This window comes from Halomicrobium sp. HArcht3-1 (genome assembly GCF_058933345.1).
The window spans coordinates 151,975-168,460 of sequence record NZ_JBZYDM010000007.1 but is presented as its reverse complement, the minus strand read 5'-3'; the positions used below and the strand labels follow the sequence as shown (position 1 = coordinate 168,460).

Below are 16,486 nucleotides of genomic sequence, written 5' to 3'. Positions count from 1 at the left end.
ATCTGTGCTACCGTAACACCGAGCGACGGGCGAACAGTCGGCGCAGTCGAAAGCCGACCGCGCCGCCCACGAGTCCGGTGGCGAGAGCGACGGCGGCCGGAAGCGAGACGGCCAGTCCCTCGTAGATGCCGTAGACGATCAGTTGATCGACGAGTGTTCCGGGCGGTCGCCCGAGTGTCGTGAGCACCACGTCGTACCGGCCAGAGATGACGAAGTCGTCGACGACGTGTAGCGCCAACAACAGCGGCGTCGCGACGACCGCAGCGAGTGCCCCACGGTAGTAGCCCGCGTCGTCCCACGCGGTCAGCGCCCCGGCGACGATCCCACCGAGGAACCCGTTCGCGACGATCGCCGTCGTCGGCAACACCCCCAGTTTCCCCACGGCAAACGAGAAGCCCACGATGACCAGTCCTCCGACGAACTCCGGGTGGTCCAGACCGCGCCAGCGGTGACGAGCGGCGCTCACGGCTGTTGCCCACCCCCCGTGTCGTCCGTGTCGACGGGGGTGACGGTCGCGACGCCGTCGTCGACCGAGACGACGAGACCGGTACAGCCGTCGGCCGACACGTCCCAGAGGTAGTCGGTCGTCTCGCCGGAGGCCCTCACTCGGGCACGGAGGACGTGTCGCCCGTTCCGGTCGACGACATCGTCGACCAGTACGTGTCGGTCGCCGTCCGCGTTCCGGCCCGGGACCGTGACGCGCTCCTCGAACACGACCTCTCGAACCGCGAGGAAATCGAGAAACACCGTTAGCTCGATCGTGTGAGCTTCTGTGTCGGCGTTGAGGAGTCGGAGTCCTCCCTGTGGCACGCCGCTGTTCGCACAGCCACCGTCGGACCCGGCCGAGAGGCACCCGCTCAGTGCGACCAGACCGCCGAGACCGGCCAGCAGACGACGCCGCCCCACCGCTCGCCGACCGGAGTTGTCGTGCCCGCAATTCACACAGGAGGATCACGGCACCAGTCCATAATGCTTGGGGAACACGATGCGCTCGCCGTGTGGTCGATTGCTCGGCAGGCTGGTACTGTCGGCTGTCGGTCTGTCACGCGATGCTCGACTCCGGGCCACGAATCTCTCGTCCCAGCAACAGCCAGCGGTATCAGTACGTCTCGCGCAGGTGCGTGACGTCGAGTTCCCCGAGCGCGCTCTCGATTTCGTCTCGGGTTGCGTCGCTCTCGACGGTGATCGTTCGGGCCTCTCCCGGAACGAGATGGAAGTAGTTGTCAGAAAAAGCGCCGGACAGCGGGGCATCGAGTGCCACCCACAGCGCCGGCACGTCCGTCTCTACGGTCACGGTCGCGCCGTCGACGCGGGCCTCGATCTCTGGCTCGCGCAGGTCGAGTCGCTTGTACGGTTCCCGGAACGCGACCGACGGGTACGACTCGACGGGGCCGTCGAAGTCTGCCCGCACGAGACAGTTCGACGGGTCGACGTCCGGGGCGACCTCGTCGACATCGACGGTCAGTGCGGCCGTGCTGTCGAGTGGCGCTACGGTCGTGTCGTGTGCCTCCGTGTGGACCCGCTCACCGTCGAGCGTCCAGACAGCCACAGTGAGCGTGCCCGAAACCGGATCGCGCTGGTCACTGGTCAGCCACACTTCGATGCCGTCGTCGGTCTCCGTCGTCGAGACGAGCAGCGGCGCGAAGATCCGCCGGGCGATATACTGGGCTGCCTTCCAGTCGCCGCCGTACTCGATCGAGGACCACGAGGCACACGGCCAGAGGTCGTTCAGTTGCCAGTACAGCGCCCCCATCGTGTGTGGTTTGAGCCGCCGCCAGTGTTCGATCGCGGTCCGCAACGCCATGCCCTGTTGAATCTGGCTCAGGTACGTGAAATCGGCGAAACTGAACGGCGTTCGGAAGTTGTCGGTCATCCGCGACAGGATTCGACCGTTCCCGCCGGGGCTGCGCTGGTGGTGTTCCATCAGCGGTGCGGTCGGGTTGAGTTCGCTCTCCGGGAGCACCGACGAAAGCAACTCTGGCGACGGGAACGACTGATAGCCGAACTCGGAGACGAATCGCGGCTCGGTCTCTTCGAACGCATCGAAGGAAGCGCCGCTGTGCCACACGTCCCAGTAGTGGATGTCACCTCGCTCCGTCATGTACGGATCGTCGTACTCGCGGCCACTGGAGGGTGATGCCGACCAGTAGGGACGTGACGGGTCTTCCTGGGTGACGATCTCGTCGAGCAGATCGACGAAGATCGCCTCGTAGTCGGCCTCGAGATGCTCGATGTGATCCTCGTCGGCCCACCAGTTGTGCAGTCCCTCCTCGTTCTCGTTGTTGCCACACCACACTGCGATGCTCGGGTGATTGGCGAGGCGGCGGACCTGATAGCGGGCCTCCGCCGCCACCGTCTCGCGAAACCCGTCGTCGGCCGGATACAGCGAGCAGGCGAACATGAAGTCCTGCCAGACGAGTAGCCCGAGTTCGTCACAGCGCTCGTAGAAGGTGTCGTGTTCGTAGTGGCCGCCACCCCAGACACGGATCATGTTCATGTTCGCACTGGCGGCACTGTTCAGCAGATCGGTGTACTCCCCCTCGTCGACGCGGCCGTGGAGCGCCTCCATCGGGATCCAGTTCGCTCCTTTCGCGAACACGGGGACGCCGTTGACTTCGAAGAAGAAGGACTCTCCCGCGTCGTCGCCCTCGCGGCACAGTTCGATTTCGCGAAAGCCCACCCGGTCGGTCGTCGTCTCGGTGTCGTGCTCGCTATCGACGGTGACTGTCAGGTCGTACAGTGGCTGGTCGCCGTAGCCGTTGGGCCACCAGAGGTCGGGGTCGGGGACGGTGAGTTCGAGCGTCTGCTCCGTCGAACCGCCGTCGACGCTCACGGTCGTGGTCTCGGTGACGCCAGCGATACTGGCGGTCAGCGTCGCTTCGGTCTCGGTCGGAACATCGAGACCCACATCGACAGCTAGGTCGACGCCGTCGTCGTGGTGTTCCTGTCGACTCTTCGTGTAGGTGAGACGGGGTCCCGAGTGACCCACCAGTTCGATGTCCCGCCAGATTCCCATCGTCGGCAGGCACGGTCCCCAGTCCCAGCCGTAGTGACAGGCGGCCTTGCGGATGTGATTGCGGTCGGGCACGTCCTTGGGGTAGCGCATTACGGGCACGCCGTAGGGGTGGTCCGCTGCGCGCTGGCTGCTGTACTCGACCGGCGACTGGAATCGGATCTCGATGTCGTTCGATCCGGGTTCGAGGGCATCGCCGACGGCAAACTCGTAGCGCCGATGCATGTTGTCCGTCGTACCGACGGTGGTGTCGTTCACCCGGACCGTGGCGACAGTGTCCAGTCCGTGACAGACGAGGGTCTGGCGCTCTTCGGACAGCAGTGTGTCGTCGACATCGACCGTTCGCCGGTAGATCCAGTCGCGTTCACCGACCCACTGCACGTCGAGTTCGTTGTCGGCACTGTAGGGGTCTGAGATCCGACCGGCAGCCAGCAGATCGCTGTAGACATCTCCGGGGACCGTCGCTGGAAACTGTTGGCTCCCGTCCGTCGGGACACACTGCCAGCTACCGTTGAGAGAGTGGCGTTCCATGTACGCGGTATTCGCTCTCTCGGCAATAACTCTATCGGGGTCGCGTGTTCCGTCTGTTTGCCCAGACCGCTTCGAGTGCGACCGAAACCCTCGACAGTTAAGGTGATCGCTCGAACAGTGGGTAGCATGCGCGACACTAGCAGTGCGAAACGCGCCGACGAGACTGAAGAACGTCTCCAGCGCCTCCGCGTCGCACAGCGCTGCGAGATAGAGAACATCTCACATCACAAGACGCGAGCGTTCCTGACGCCCGAGCAGGCCCGAGAGCAGTCCTTCGAGCCGTGTTCGGTCGGATTCACGTGGAAGCGAGGCCGGGAGACGACACCCGACGACCGCCGGGACGCGGACGCAGACGTGCTTACCGGACAGGTCTCCGAAGAGCAAGCCGTCGGCCAGAACGTCTGGTTCCGACTCCAGTGTACCGTCCCCGAGTCGATGGCCGGCCTGCCGGTCTACCTGCGCTTCGTGGCAGAACCACTGTACGGGTCGAGCCACCACGGCGACCCGCGCGTGGAGTCGCTGTGTTTTCAGGACGGGACGCCGGTCAAGTCCTTCGACAACGGACACGATTCCTACAAGCTCGTCGACGAGGCCGAGGGCGGCGAGTCGTTCGATCTCCTCGTCGAGGCCGGGACCACGACCCTGTGGGGCAACCTCGGCGTCGACGAGTTCACGCTCGAAACTGCCGAACTGTACGCCGAGCGGCCAGCGGTGGCAGACTTCCACCGTCACGTGTCGATCTGCAACGACCTCCGAGAGCAGTACGACGAGGACTCGCCGAACCGGGGCCGCCTGCTCGACGCACTCGTCGCAGCCAGCCACACGTTCGCGTTCGACGCCGACTCGGAGGACGAGTACCGAGAGAGCGCCCGCGCTGCGATCGAGGAACTGGAGGCCGTCGAGACGGACATCACTTCGGACCTCACCGGGCAGCAACTGACTGCCGTCGGCCACGCCCACCTCGATCTGGCGTGGCACTGGCCGTGGTCGGAGACGGTGCGTAAGTGTGGACGGTCGTTCTCGAACGTGCTGTCGCTGATGGACGACTACCCCGAGTTCACGTTCATGCAGAGCCAGCCCCACCTCTACGAGTGGATCCGTGACCGCTACCCCGAGCAGTTCGATCAGATCGACCAGCGGATCGACGACGGTCAGTGGCACCCCGAAGGTGCCCTGTGGGTCGAGTCGGACATCAACAACGCGGGCGAGGAAGCACTGGCGCGGCAGTATCTGCTGGGCAAGCGCTACTTCCGCGAGGAGTTCGACGTCGACCCGAAGGTGACGTTCATCCCCGACGTGTTCGGGTACAGTGCCGGGTTGCCGGGGATCGCGAAGGCGGCCGACTGTCCGTACTTCCTCACCCAGAAGATGTCCTGGAGCGAGATCAACGACTTCCCGCACAGCACGTTCCGCTGGGCGGGCATCGACGGGTCGGAGGTACTCGCACACTTCCCACCGGGCGATACGTACAACGGCCAGATGGACGTCGAGGAGATCACCCACTCGGTGTACAACGACTCCCAGAACGCGACGACGACGGACCGGGCGTACCTGTTTGGCTGGGGCGACGGCGGTGGCGGCCCCACTCGCGAGATGATCGAGAAGGGACAGGTCGTCGACGACATCGAGGCGCTGCCGGACATCGAACACGGATCGCTCGCGGGGCTGTTCGACCGTCTCGAACGCAACTACGACGACTATCCCGTCTGGAACGGGGAACTGTACCTCGAAAAACATCGCGGGACGCTCACGAGTCAGGCCCAGACCAAGCGCAACAACCGCAAAGGCGAGTACGCACTTCGAGAGGCCGAACTCTGGTGTTCCATCGCGACGGCGACGACGGCGTTCGACTACCCCCACGAACAGCTTCAGGACGCCTGGAAGGTGCTCCTGTTCAATCAGTTCCACGACATCCTGCCGGGGTCCTCCCAGACGGACGTGTACGCCGATGCCGACCGGGACTACAGCCGTGTCTTCGAGACGGCCGCGAACGCGCGGGCGGCAGCGCTTGACGCACTACTCGGCGAACCGACCGACAGCGACCGGCTCGCTGTCACGAATCCGCTGTCGTGGGCACACGAGAGTGTCGCGACGGTCCCTGCTGACGACGTGTCCGGTGAGGCTGACGACCTGGTCGGAACAGCCGGGGGCGACGACACGCTGGCAGTCCAGTCGACGACTGCCGGCGTCGGCGACGACACGGAGGAGCAGGTGCTCGTCGAGACCCCTGAACTGCCCGAGCTGGGTGCGACGACCCTCTCGCTTGCAAGCGCCACCGAGCCGGTCGAGTCACCCTTCGAAGTGTCGACCGACCGGCTCTCGAACGGTCTGGTCACGGTGTCGTTCGAGAGCGATGGTACCGTCTCCGTTTACGACGAGGAGCAGGATCGTTCGGTCCTCGACGAACCGGGCAACAGGCTGATGCTGTACCGCGACCAGCCCCGATACTTCGAAGCGTGGGACATCGAGGAAGACGTCTACGACGTCGGCGACCAGCTTCCGGCCCCGGAGACGACGGTCGTCGAGACCGGTCCCGTTCGAGCGACGGTCCGCCAGACCCGCTCGTTCGGCGACTCCTCGCTCGTCCAGGAAATCTCACTGTATCGTGACGCAAAGCGCGTGGAGTTCAGGACGGAAGTCGACTGGCACGAAGAAGAGAAGCTCCTCAAGGCCCACTTCCCGGCCGGCGTGGCTGCGACGAGTGCGACCTACGACACCCACTTTGGCCACCACGAGCGAGACACCCACAGCAACACCTCGTGGGACGCTGCGCGGTGGGAGGCGGCCGGTGGTGAGTGGGTCGACGTTTCGGAGACCGATTACGGCGTCGCCCTGCTCAACGACTGCAAGTACGGGGTCAACGTCGACGGAACCGACATCTCCCTGTCGCTGCTGCGCGCGCCGAACCACCCCGATCCCGAGGCCGACCGCGGTACCCACGAGTTCACGTACACGCTGCTCGCCCACGAGGACGGACCGGCCGAGGCCGGTATCGACCGTGCTGCGAGCGAACTGAACGCGACCACGCGTGCGCGCCCGGTCGACGAAGAAGCCGACTTCGCACCGGTGACCGTCGGCGACGACGATGTCGTCGTCTCGGCGATCAAGCGTGCGGAAGACAGTGACGACGAACTCGTCGTTCGCCTGTACGAGTCGGCCGGCCGCCACGTCGACACGACGGTCGACTTCGACTTTACCGTCACCGAGGCCCGAGAAACGAATCTCATCGAGGACACCCGGGACTCCTTTGCTGTCGACGATTCACGACAGGCTCTCTCCTTCGAGCCGTTCGAGATCAAGACGATCGCAGTCCAGATCAGCGACTGAGAGCGCTACTCCGGCGATCTAACCCTTCTATTTGGCACTCTACCGCCCTATAGCGGAAGACACTCTCAGACACTCCAGTCGAACACCGAATACGGTACTACAATCTCCACTTCGCATATGGCCTGTCGAGTGTCGAGATAGCCACCCGACCGTCGGCCGACTGGAACGCGCTGTCTCCTGATTCGAACGGATCACTGTCGCTACTTGGTTTCACCTCGTTCGATGAGTGCGAACGACGTTCTCTACAAACAGTGGTCGATGGCTATATGTGCTGCCATTTCGGCTCTCTTTGACGACGTTCTATTTTAGATTAATTATAATGGCATTAAACAAATCCACGTCTCTCGAAATAGCTCTCTTCGTTCGTGCTATTCCCGGTTTAGATTGCTGATCGCCAGTCCGATCAGTGAACTGTGCGGTCGTCGTCGACATCGATGTCTTCGATCGGTTCGTGATTACCTCGATAGACATCCGGGCCGTTCTCGTTGGGTGCAGCCCAGTCGACGGCGTTTTCGAGGACCTGCTGAATCTCCGGCTGGTGGTAGATCGGATAGGTCTCGTGACCCGGTCGGAAGTAGAAGATCCGGCCTTTCCCCCGAGAGTAGCAACATCCCGACCGGAACACTTCACCACCTTCGAACCAGGACGTGAACACGAGCGATTCTGGCTGTGGGACATCGAAGTGCTCACCGTACATCTCCGCCTCTGGCACTTCGAACGATTCGGGAAGACCGTCGGTGATCGGATGTGATGGATCGGTCACCCACAGTCGCTCGGTCTCGGCGGCCTCGCGCCATTTGAGCATACATCCGGTCCCCATCAACGTCCTGAAGATCTTCGACATATGGGCGGAGTGAAGCACTAACAGTCCCATCCCGTCGAGGACGTGTTGCTGGACGCGCTCGACGACCTCGTCGCGTACCTCGTCGTGGGCGGCGTGGCCCCACCAGGTCAGCACGTCCGTCTCGGCGAGGACATCCTCGGTGAGACCGTGCTGTGGCCCCTCGTCGAGTGTGGCCGTCGTGACATCGTGTCCCGCCGCTTCGAGGACGTCCGCGATGACGGCGTGAATCCCGTCGGGGTAGATCTCCGCGACCGTCTCGTTCTCTCGTTCGTGTCGAAACTCGTTCCAGACGGTGACTTGTCGTCCCATAGTCGGTGGGTCTCTCACAGCCCTGCAAAAAGTCACCGTTTCGACTGATCCCGCCTGAAATGTCGAAGGAATCCCAGTCTAGCCATGACTGTCGGTAGGGCCGGTCTCCCGACTCAAGCTTTCAGCATTAGCGAAGGCTTTATCTAACACCGGTACAGCTGTGATTTTACGTTTATTTCCCGATGCGTTCCGGGCTTCGATAGTACTATTCGGTCATCGTGGAACAGCGTTCCGCAAGGTCACATCTGTCGTCGTCGAAAGTGGACGGTCCGACAGATCTGTCGAAGGAACGTGTTCCCGTCGAACCTCCGCATACGGATTCCTGTAGATGCTTGCCGGCGATCGTCGCCGCCACCACTGATCCTATCGTACCGTCCGGTGCACGCGGTGACGATCAGGAGAGTGTGACACGCTCGCCGGTCTCGCCGGCCTCGTGGATCGCCCGAATGATCCGCATGTCCTGTAGCCCGTGGCGGCCGTCCGGGTATATCTCGCCGTCGGTCAACACGCGGTCTGCGAAGTAGTCGAACTCTTCGCGCATCTCTCGCTGGGCGTCGTACGTCTCGTGGTCGACCGTCACGGTGAGGTCGTCCCGCCGCAGGCGCAGTGTCGCCTCGCCGTGGAACGCGGGGTTGATCTCGATCTGTCCGTCCGTACCGGTGATCGTCAGGCGGGAATCCGAGTGGGCGTTCTGACTCGCCGTCGTGACCATCGTCACGTCGTCTTCGAACGCCAGCAGTGACGAGGAGCGTTCGTCCGGTACGTCGCCGAACGCCTCGTGGCGGGAGTGCATCTCGTTTGCGACCGCCACCGGCTCTTTGCGTAAGAGGAATCGCGCTGTGTTGATAGAGTAGATGCCGAGATCCATCACGGACGTTCCGTACCCCGAGATGTCCGGGTTCAGTCGCCACTGATCGGGGTCCGGGATCATCTCCAGCAATGGCTGGGTGTTGTGTCCGTGGACCGAGACCGGCTCTCCGAGGAAGCCGTCTTCGATCAGTTCGCGCGCGCGGCGAACAGCAGGATCGGTCTGCATCCGGTAGGCAATCATCAGGGGCACGTCGGCGTCTTCACAGGCCGCGACCATCTGCTGGGCACGCTCGACGGTCGACTCCATGGGCTTCTCACAGAGTACTGCCTTATCGAGGTCCGCCGCCGTCTCGACGTATTCGAGGTGCAAGGCGTTCGGCGTCCCGACGTACACCGCGTCGTACTCGTCACTCGCCACACCCTCGTGGAACTCGTCGTAACTGATTCCATGGCCCACGTCGTTTTCGGCCGCTGCATCGGCTGCCTTCTCCGTCGAACTACTGACCAGCACCGTCACCTCCCCGAGGTCGGAGTTCTCGATTGCAGGGAGCGCAACGTCGAGTGTCCACCAACCGAGTCCGAGCAGCGCATACCTGATGGTGCCTTCGTCTGTCGTTTGCCAGTCCCGGTCCTCGTACGTCGTGATCCAGTCGTGCATTACTGTCCCGTTCTGTACCCCTCTCAAAAAACACTCCGGTCGGTTCGATAGGTCTCCCCCATACTTGTTGCTCACAGCAGACCCTCGGTCCCGATTTATTTTGAATTCGACTGGCTGCCGTTACCGCCTCGCCATATCATATAGCTATATCAAATAGCTATACTGAATAGATATCCGCATCCTCTCAGTGGAATAGTCAATCGTCGGGACTTACTGTCTCCTTTCGGCTACTCGTCTGCAGAATCGCCGGAGACGGGCTTTCAGTCTTTGTGTGGCGCTCTCATCGAGGAAGTTCCACAGGTATGGTGGCGTACTGACTGGCTCAGCGACCGTCGTCAGCTAGCTGATATAGCTGCCTCGTATAGCTATACGGTGTGGCTATACTGTATCGTCATATGATATAGTGGGCTGTACTATCTGTACCTTCCAGTTAGCTAGAGTCACTGACCAATCTCGCTGGCTGGGCTATTCATCGTGTCTCTTCACGGCTGCACCCCGCGACAGTCGATGCGCGCCGTCTATCAGCATCGCTACGATTGTGCGTTTGCCCAAACGAAGCCACCTCGCAACGCCATATATGTGAAACGAGCATTTTAGTTATCCCCCTCCCTACTACCAGTCGATGGCCGACCTCGATACCCGTCCTGGTCCCTTTCAATACCTCCATTCGCTCCGTCAGCACGTTCGAAAGCCGATCTCGAACGCGATCGACCGGGCACAGCGAGAGCACAACGAGGTCGCCACGGAGCGAGACGCCTTCGAGGCGTTCGCTGATCGAGTCGCCGCCATGCCTGCCGATGCCGCCGGGACACAGTTCACCCCCTCGATTACTGTCATGCGCCAGCAGCCAGACACCGATGGTTCTGCCCTCCGTCCCGCGTATCGTGAGACGGTCATGGCTGTCGATCATTTCGAGGCAGTGTACGACGAATCGCTCACAGCCAACGTTCGTGCCGAGCTCGGACCGGAGGTCGCGACCCTTTTCGAATCGCCGAGAGACCCATCGTTGCTTCCCCAGCAAAAGCAAACTGTCGTGTCGGCGGCGAAGCAAGCCGCCGCCGACCGCGACGAGTTCTGTGAGACCCTCGACGCGGAAGTGGCCTCGCTGCGATCCTTGCGTGAAGACATCACGGCAGTGCTGGACGGTCTCGACTCTACTGTCGTCCCGGCGTGGTACCGACAGCAGTTCAGGGACGAACTGCTGGCGATCACCACGACCCGACAATCCCAACTCGCAGACCGATCGCTCTCGTATCTCGACGGTCACAACCTCTGTGAGTCGCTGTACCACGACGAACCTCAGACGTATCCGGTTCTCATGGCTGTCGCACGGCTCCGCGATTGTGTCTCGTTGCGAGACTGAGCAACACGTCCTCTTCGGGTGTTGACCGTACCACTCCGTTGCTGTGCCGTATCGCGATCATTAGTAGCTACAAAACATAGCTATACTGTATGACTATATTTTGTAGCCATCTTCCATGGCAATCAGAGGGAGGTGTCGCTACTTACAGCGGGGCACACGCCCATCGTCCGCTTGCCACTTTCCGATCTATCTGCTACCCATATGGTCTGAGAAACTGAACTATCAGGCTGAGTAGTGCGATATACGAAATAAGTTGGCGCAAGACAAATACAAATACCGTCTTTTCGCAACAATCTCACGTGCCAAGGTCCATCTAGCCGACTTCTGGAGACGAAAGACCTCAGAAGACCTCGATTCAAGCGCTCGTCCGGTCGACACCCGTGCCTGATGGGAGCACCACGCCGGTCGTCGAGTGGACGCCAGTGCCACCCTCCCGTTGACTATGACGCTGTGACATCCACGACTTCGTAGCTGAGGTTCTGTTCGCGGAGTTCGTCGGTGTGAGCCGAGAGGTGGTCCGTCGAGGACACGAGCAGTATGTCGAGTCCTCTCGTCGCTGCTTCTCGAACGCCAGCCGTGGTTCCGAAGCGGATGTCTGCTTCGAGGGATGCGGCCTCCGTGACGGCGATCGCTCCGACGCCGCTAACCGCGATCAGGTCGTGGTCATCGGCCATCTCGGCGACGCTTCCCGGATCGACCGCGGCGCTGCCGCCGTTCTGGACCTGCGGCACCGAGACGATGGTCACCGAACCGAGGTCGTAGTCGACGACCCCATCGAAATTCGTGATCCCGACGTCCTGTCCTGCTCGCGCATCCGTGACTGCAACTGCAGTTGCACTTCCTGTCTGTCCAGCCATCGCCCGGAGCACACCGTCTTGCATCGTCAGTGAAACAGTCTCGCCTTCGTCGATTGCCGTCGTCGCGAGTGCGGTCTCGATCTCGACCTGTCCGATGACGTCTTCGGAGACGTGCTCGACGAAGTGACGCAGTTCGTCAGTCTGTGAGATCAGCCAGTCGACGCCTTCCTTGGTCACGTCGTACCGGCCACGGCCGTGCTTGTTGACGTATCCGTGCTCGGCCAGATCCTGAAGGTAGTCGCTGACGGCCTGTGCGGTGATCCCGATGGCATCGGCGATCTCCTGTTGATTGACCGCGGGCTGTCGTTCGGCGATCTGGACCAGAATCTGATACCGAGTGGCGTTCCGTTTGCTCTGAAGGACGCTGGATTCGTCGGGATCGGACGCGTTGGTCGGCATTGCCTGTTGTGTGGCCCGTGAGCTAAAGTAACTTTGCTGTAAAACGCTCCGAGTTGCGTATCTGGGACGCATCGCAGGATATAGACAATCTTGGTTGGGCTAAAACAACCAAAATTGTTTTACGCCCTACGATAGTTGTGTTCGGCGATGGCACACGTATCGCTCCCACACGATGCGAAGGCCGGCCCGACGAAACCGGAGGTCAGGGCCGTCCTTCTCAGCAAACTCGACCTCGGACCGACCGACCACTTCGTGGAGGTCGGTTCGTGTACCGGGGCTGTCACGATCGGGGCGGCCCGGCGCGCGGGTCGGGTCACTGCGCTCGAACGACACGCCGACCGTATCGAGACGACCAGACAGAATCTCGCTGCCAACGACGGGACCGGGGACGTAACGCTTCGCGAGACAGAAGCGCCCGATGGACTCCCTGACGACGCGGATGTCCTCTTTCTCGGGGGCAGTCGCAACTACGAGGCGGTCCTCGATCACGCGGCCCGGACGGGGATCGACCGCGTCGTGATGAACGTTTCCCGGCTCGAAGTCGCCGGGGCCGCCACCGAGGCGTTCCGACAGCGGGACCTCCTCGACGAAGTCGTCCAGTTTCAGGTGAGCCACGGCTACGAACTCGCCGGTGCGACGAGCTTCGATTCGGACAACCCCGTGTACATGCTGGTGGGCGGGACCGATCCCGTCGCGACGGACGGCGGTACACCCGAGACACGGCCGCCGTCGGAGCACCGCACCGACGGGAGGGGACGATGACACTCTACGGCGTCGGTCTCGGTCCCGGCGACGCCGACCTCGTCACCGTACGTGGGCGTCGCGTCCTCGAAGCGGCGGACGTGGTCTACTCGCCGGGACGGCTCTCCCGGTCCGTCGCGACCGAGCACGTCCCTGTGGACCGGATCGGTGATCTCGACTTCCCGATGACCCGCGACGAAGACGAACTCCGCAGCGCGTGGCGCGACGCCGCGGCACAGATCGCACCGCGCGCTCGCGACGAAACTGCCGCGTTCGTCACGCTCGGTGATCCGAACGTCTACTCCACGTTCGGGCACTTGCGGCGGACCCTCGCTGCCTTCCATCCCGATGTCGAGGTCGAAGTCGTCCCCGGCGTGAGCGCCGTCACGGCCTTCACGACCGCGCTGGGCGTCGAAATCTCGTCCGGGTCGAGTATCACGCTCCACGAGGCCGCCCGCGGTGTCGCTCCCACCGGTCCGGATCGGATGATTCTGTTCAAAGTCACCGACGTGCCGACGACACACGAACGGCTCGTCGATGCGGGCTACGACGTGGTGTACGGCCGGCGGCTGTACATGGAGCAGGGCGAGACGGTCGTGACGGACGATCCCGACGCTCTGACCGACCGGGATTACTACACGCTCGCCTACGCGGAGAAACGCGGCGTGACGTCGGAGCCGGCGACCGCGGCGTTCGAAGCGGTCGATGCCGAGAGCGAGACCGACGCCGAGACGCGAACACGGACGGATGGCGGGACCCGGATCGATTCGCCCGGTGTCGGGGACAGCCATCGCGCAACGACCCTCACGCGGGAGCGGGCCGAAGGAGCGGCCTGCGGTGACGAACACCCGGAGGAACGCCAACGATGACCGATCCACAGGACGCCATCGACGCGGAAGCGGCCACCCGAGCGACGGAGCGTGACCCACGAATCGCGGAGCGAACCGCTGGCGAGACACAGGACGGCATCCCGTTTATCGGCGCGGGTCCGGGCGATCCCGGGCTGCTCACCGTCACTGGCAAAGAGCTAGTCGAGGCGGCCGATCTGGTCGTTCACGCCGGCTCGCTGGTCAACAGCGAACTCCTCGACGAGTACTGTGACGACGCCGAGCAGGTGTCGAGCATCGGCAAGGATCTTGAGGAGCTGATCCCGCTGATGCGAGACGCCTACGAGGACGGCCGGACGGTCGTCCGACTCCACAGCGGTGATCCGGCGATCTACGGTGCGGCCATCGAGCAGATGGATGCGCTCGAACACGAGGGCGTGCCGACGTACATCGTCCCCGGCGTCACCGCGGCCTTCGCCGCCAGCGCGACGCTGCGAACCCAGTTGACGCTGAACGGTGTCGCCAACCACGTCGCCTTCACGCGACCACAGGGCAAGACGCTCGACCCCGAGGACGATCACATCGGCGAGTTCGTCGAGATGGGCGACGTGACGACCTGCATCTATCTGGGCACCCACGCCATCCCCGAGGCGATGGAGCGCCTGCTCGACGACGGCCACGACCCGGAGGCGCCCGTGACCGTCGTCTATCACGCCTCCTGGCCCGACGAAGACGTGATCGAAGGGACCATCGAGACGATCGGTGACGCGGTCGAAGCGGCGGGCTACCGCGCGTCGGCGCTGGTCGTCATCGGCGATGCGGCCCGGAGGGCCGGCTACGAGCGGTCGTACCTCTACGACGGCTGGGCGAACCGAGACAGTACCGAAAGCGAGGCCGACGATTGATATGAGCACCGACACGAACGACGACACCGACACAGGCGAATCGACCGACAGCTCCGGCGGCCACTGTTCGACACCCGACTCCGATGGTGAGGTGGCCGAGGAGATCGCTATAATTTCCTTCGAGAGAAAATTAGACACGGCACGCGAAATCAGAGACGAGATCGGCAGCGAGTACGAGACCGTCGACATCATCGAGTACCACGGCGACGTGTTCGGCGAGCACTGGGGCGAGTACGACTGCTTCGTCGGCCTGATGGCCTCTGGCATCGCGATGCGCAAGACCGCACCGCTGCTCGACGACAAGTGGGACGACCCCGCTATCGTCGTCGTCGACGAAGCACTCACGTGGGCAATTCCGATCACTGGCGGCCATCACGGCGCGAATCAGGTAGCCCACGATCTCTCGAAGCTGGGCGCAGTCCCTGCGATGACGACTGCCAGCGAGGCCGCGGGCAAGCAAGGCGTCGAGAGCAAGGCCAAGGCACTCGACACCCACGTCGTCAACGGCGACTCGACGGTGGCGACGAACCTCGCCGTTCTCAACGACGAACTCGGTCCGGTGGCCCGTCTCGACGGCCCCCGGGCGGTGCTGGTCGGCGACGACGTGACCGTCCTCAAGCGCAACGCAACGGACGGCGTCGTGCTGGGAACCGGGACGGTCTCGGGCGTCGAGAAAGCACAGGTACTCGATGCCTGGGACGCCGCGCTTTCGGATCTCGGCTTAGACCGCTCGGACGTGGACTTCGTCGCCACGGGCACCCGAAAGGAGGGCGAAGCGGGACTCTACGAGGCAGCACAGGAGATCGGTGTCGGCGTCGTCCTCTTCGAGAAGGGGACGCTGGAGGAGTTCGAAGGCCCTTCTCCGTCACGATCCAAGGAACTGATCGGCTGGCCGGGCATCGCCGAGGCGTCGGCCATCGCCGGCGGGCGCGACCACGAACTCGCCCGGGAGAAAGAGCGGTTCGACGACGCCGTCACCGTCGCGGTGGGGCGGTAACGTGACTGGGACGGATTCGGCCGACGGCGACGAGATGGGGACGCTCTACGTCGTCGGCATCGGTCCCGGACTGCCCCACGCGATGACCCAGCGGGCCAAGGACGTCATCACCACCGCCGACTGTGTCATCGCGTCGACGCTGTATCAGGAGTTCCTCCGGCGCGACGGGACGCTACCGCCCGAAAGCGCCGAGGTGGAAGCGACAGCCGACGGTGGGACGGCCGCCGGTGACGAACAGGGGACTGTCCTCGAACGTCCGGGGGGCACTCGTCAGGAACTGATACGCTCGTCGATGGGCAAGCAGGTCGAACTGGCTCGCGAAGCCTTCGCGCGTGTGCGGGCCGGCGAGGACATTGCCCATGTCTCCGGTGGCGACCCGAACGTCTACGGCAAGAGCGACCTCCTGTTCACGATGGCACAGTCCGACGGGGCCGACGACGTACCCATCGAGGTCGTCCCCGGCGTGACGGCGGCACTCGGCGGGGCGGCCAATCTGGGCGCACCGCTGTCGAACGACTTCTGTACCGTCTCGCTGTCGGACAAGTGGCGCGGCTGGGACGAGATCGAAGAGAAACTGCGGGCCGCGGCGATCAGTGGCTTCGTCATCGTCCTGTACAACTGCTGGCGGGACTACCAGCGCGCCATCGAGGTCGTCCGGGAGGAGCGCGCCGACGACGTTCCGGTCGGTATCTTCAACGACGCCGGCCGCGGCGACGCCGGCCGGAATCTGGACGACGAGACACACACGATCACGACCCTCGGCGAGGCGACCGACTACGACGACGAGGTCGGTGGCATGGGGACCTCGATCCTGATCGGCAACCACGAGACGGAGGTCTGGGAGAACGAGTACCGGAAACACCTCGTCACACCGCGTGGCGGGCGCGACGTCGACGACTTCTGAC

At 63.2% G+C, this 16,486-nt stretch carries 13 protein-coding genes; 7 read left to right on the top strand and 6 right to left on the bottom strand.

Translation table 11 applies throughout. The annotated features are described in order from the left end of the window. Nucleotides 1–7: 7 nt before the first annotated feature. The 3 genes from AC5FRW_RS13425 to AC5FRW_RS13415 all read right to left on the bottom strand — a co-directional run bounded on the left by AC5FRW_RS13425 (nt 8) and on the right by AC5FRW_RS13415 (nt 3,544). Nucleotides 8–466: a hypothetical protein gene (locus AC5FRW_RS13425; protein WP_493568966.1), complete on the bottom strand. Its 459-nt coding sequence runs from the start codon at nt 464–466 to the stop codon at nt 8–10. Beyond that, the gene (locus AC5FRW_RS13420; protein WP_493568965.1) at nt 463–942 is read right to left on the bottom strand and encodes a hypothetical protein; all 480 of its coding nucleotides are present in this window, start codon (nt 940–942) and stop codon (nt 463–465) included. The genes AC5FRW_RS13425 and AC5FRW_RS13420 overlap by 4 nt, the downstream gene beginning before the upstream one ends. Before the next feature lie 157 nt (nt 943–1,099). Beyond that, the gene (locus AC5FRW_RS13415) at nt 1,100–3,544 is read right to left on the bottom strand and encodes a glycoside hydrolase family 2 protein (RefSeq protein ID WP_493568964.1); all 2,445 of its coding nucleotides are present in this window, start codon (nt 3,542–3,544) and stop codon (nt 1,100–1,102) included. 126 nt (nt 3,545–3,670) lie between these two features. On the opposite strand from AC5FRW_RS13415, the gene AC5FRW_RS13410 reads away from it, so the two are divergent. Next, on the top strand, nt 3,671–6,871 hold the full coding sequence (locus AC5FRW_RS13410) for an alpha-mannosidase (RefSeq protein ID WP_493568963.1): 3,201 nt from the start codon (nt 3,671–3,673) through the stop codon (nt 6,869–6,871). A gap of 403 nt (nt 6,872–7,274) precedes the next feature. Here AC5FRW_RS13410 and AC5FRW_RS13405 read toward each other — a convergent pair whose 3' ends face one another. Both AC5FRW_RS13405 and gfo6 read right to left on the bottom strand, forming a co-directional pair. Then, nucleotides 7,275–8,024 (bottom strand): ThuA domain-containing protein, encoded by a 750-nt coding sequence (locus AC5FRW_RS13405; RefSeq protein WP_493568962.1) that lies wholly within the window; start codon nt 8,022–8,024, stop codon nt 7,275–7,277. 394 nt (nt 8,025–8,418) lie between these two features. Beyond that, nucleotides 8,419–9,492 (bottom strand): D-xylose 1-dehydrogenase Gfo6, encoded by a 1,074-nt coding sequence (gene gfo6 / locus AC5FRW_RS13400; protein WP_493568961.1) that lies wholly within the window; start codon nt 9,490–9,492, stop codon nt 8,419–8,421. A gap of 622 nt (nt 9,493–10,114) precedes the next feature. Here gfo6 and AC5FRW_RS13395 point away from each other — a divergent pair. After that, nucleotides 10,115–10,855, top strand: coding sequence for a DUF7260 family protein (locus AC5FRW_RS13395; RefSeq protein ID WP_493568960.1), 741 nt, complete (start codon nt 10,115–10,117; stop codon nt 10,853–10,855). Between the two features lie 440 nt (nt 10,856–11,295). On the opposite strand, the gene AC5FRW_RS13390 is transcribed toward AC5FRW_RS13395, so the two are convergent. Then, complete coding sequence (locus AC5FRW_RS13390) at nt 11,296–12,111, bottom strand: DUF7839 domain-containing protein (protein ID WP_493568959.1); 816 nt, start codon at nt 12,109–12,111, stop codon at nt 11,296–11,298. Between the two features lie 147 nt (nt 12,112–12,258). On the opposite strand from AC5FRW_RS13390, the gene cbiT reads away from it, so the two are divergent. Genes cbiT through AC5FRW_RS13365 form a run of 5 tightly spaced genes read left to right on the top strand, consistent with a single transcriptional unit; the run spans nt 12,259 to nt 16,485 of the window. After that, on the top strand, nt 12,259–12,873 hold the full coding sequence (cbiT, locus tag AC5FRW_RS13385; protein ID WP_493568958.1) for a precorrin-6Y C5,15-methyltransferase (decarboxylating) subunit CbiT: 615 nt from the start codon (nt 12,259–12,261) through the stop codon (nt 12,871–12,873). Then, on the top strand, nt 12,870–13,721 hold the full coding sequence (locus AC5FRW_RS13380) for a cobalt-factor II C(20)-methyltransferase (protein WP_493568957.1): 852 nt from the start codon (nt 12,870–12,872) through the stop codon (nt 13,719–13,721). Before cbiT ends, AC5FRW_RS13380 begins: the two co-directional genes overlap by 4 nt. Further along, nucleotides 13,718–14,584, top strand: coding sequence for a cobalt-precorrin-4/precorrin-4 C(11)-methyltransferase (locus AC5FRW_RS13375; RefSeq protein WP_493568956.1), 867 nt, complete (start codon nt 13,718–13,720; stop codon nt 14,582–14,584). The genes AC5FRW_RS13380 and AC5FRW_RS13375 overlap by 4 nt, the downstream gene beginning before the upstream one ends. 1 nt (nt 14,585) lies before the next feature. Further along, nucleotides 14,586–15,581, top strand: a complete 996-nt coding sequence (gene cbiG, locus AC5FRW_RS13370) for a cobalt-precorrin 5A hydrolase (protein WP_493568955.1) — start codon at nt 14,586–14,588, stop codon at nt 15,579–15,581. Between the two features lie 34 nt (nt 15,582–15,615). Next, the gene (locus AC5FRW_RS13365) at nt 15,616–16,485 is read left to right on the top strand and encodes a precorrin-3B C(17)-methyltransferase (protein WP_493569012.1); all 870 of its coding nucleotides are present in this window, start codon (nt 15,616–15,618) and stop codon (nt 16,483–16,485) included. The last annotated feature ends 1 nt before the right edge of the window (nt 16,486 follow it).

Excerpts from the sequence above, each read along its gene's own strand:
- AC5FRW_RS13415 (WP_493568964.1), bottom strand. The coding sequence starts at position 3,544 with ATGGAACGCCACTCTCTCAACGGTAGCTGGCAGTGTGTCCCGACGGAC.
- AC5FRW_RS13410 (WP_493568963.1), top strand. The coding sequence starts at position 3,671 with ATGCGCGACACTAGCAGTGCGAAACGCGCCGACGAGACTGAAGAACGT.
- AC5FRW_RS13405 (WP_493568962.1), bottom strand. The coding sequence starts at position 8,024 with ATGGGACGACAAGTCACCGTCTGGAACGAGTTTCGACACGAACGAGAG.
- gfo6 (WP_493568961.1), bottom strand. The coding sequence starts at position 9,492 with ATGCACGACTGGATCACGACGTACGAGGACCGGGACTGGCAAACGACA.
- AC5FRW_RS13395 (WP_493568960.1), top strand. The coding sequence starts at position 10,115 with ATGGCCGACCTCGATACCCGTCCTGGTCCCTTTCAATACCTCCATTCG.
- AC5FRW_RS13390 (WP_493568959.1), bottom strand. The coding sequence starts at position 12,111 with ATGCCGACCAACGCGTCCGATCCCGACGAATCCAGCGTCCTTCAGAGC.
- cbiT (WP_493568958.1), top strand. The coding sequence starts at position 12,259 with ATGGCACACGTATCGCTCCCACACGATGCGAAGGCCGGCCCGACGAAA.
- AC5FRW_RS13380 (WP_493568957.1), top strand. The coding sequence starts at position 12,870 with ATGACACTCTACGGCGTCGGTCTCGGTCCCGGCGACGCCGACCTCGTC.
- AC5FRW_RS13375 (WP_493568956.1), top strand. The coding sequence starts at position 13,718 with ATGACCGATCCACAGGACGCCATCGACGCGGAAGCGGCCACCCGAGCG.
- cbiG (WP_493568955.1), top strand. The coding sequence starts at position 14,586 with ATGAGCACCGACACGAACGACGACACCGACACAGGCGAATCGACCGAC.
- AC5FRW_RS13365 (WP_493569012.1), top strand. The coding sequence starts at position 15,616 with ATGGGGACGCTCTACGTCGTCGGCATCGGTCCCGGACTGCCCCACGCG.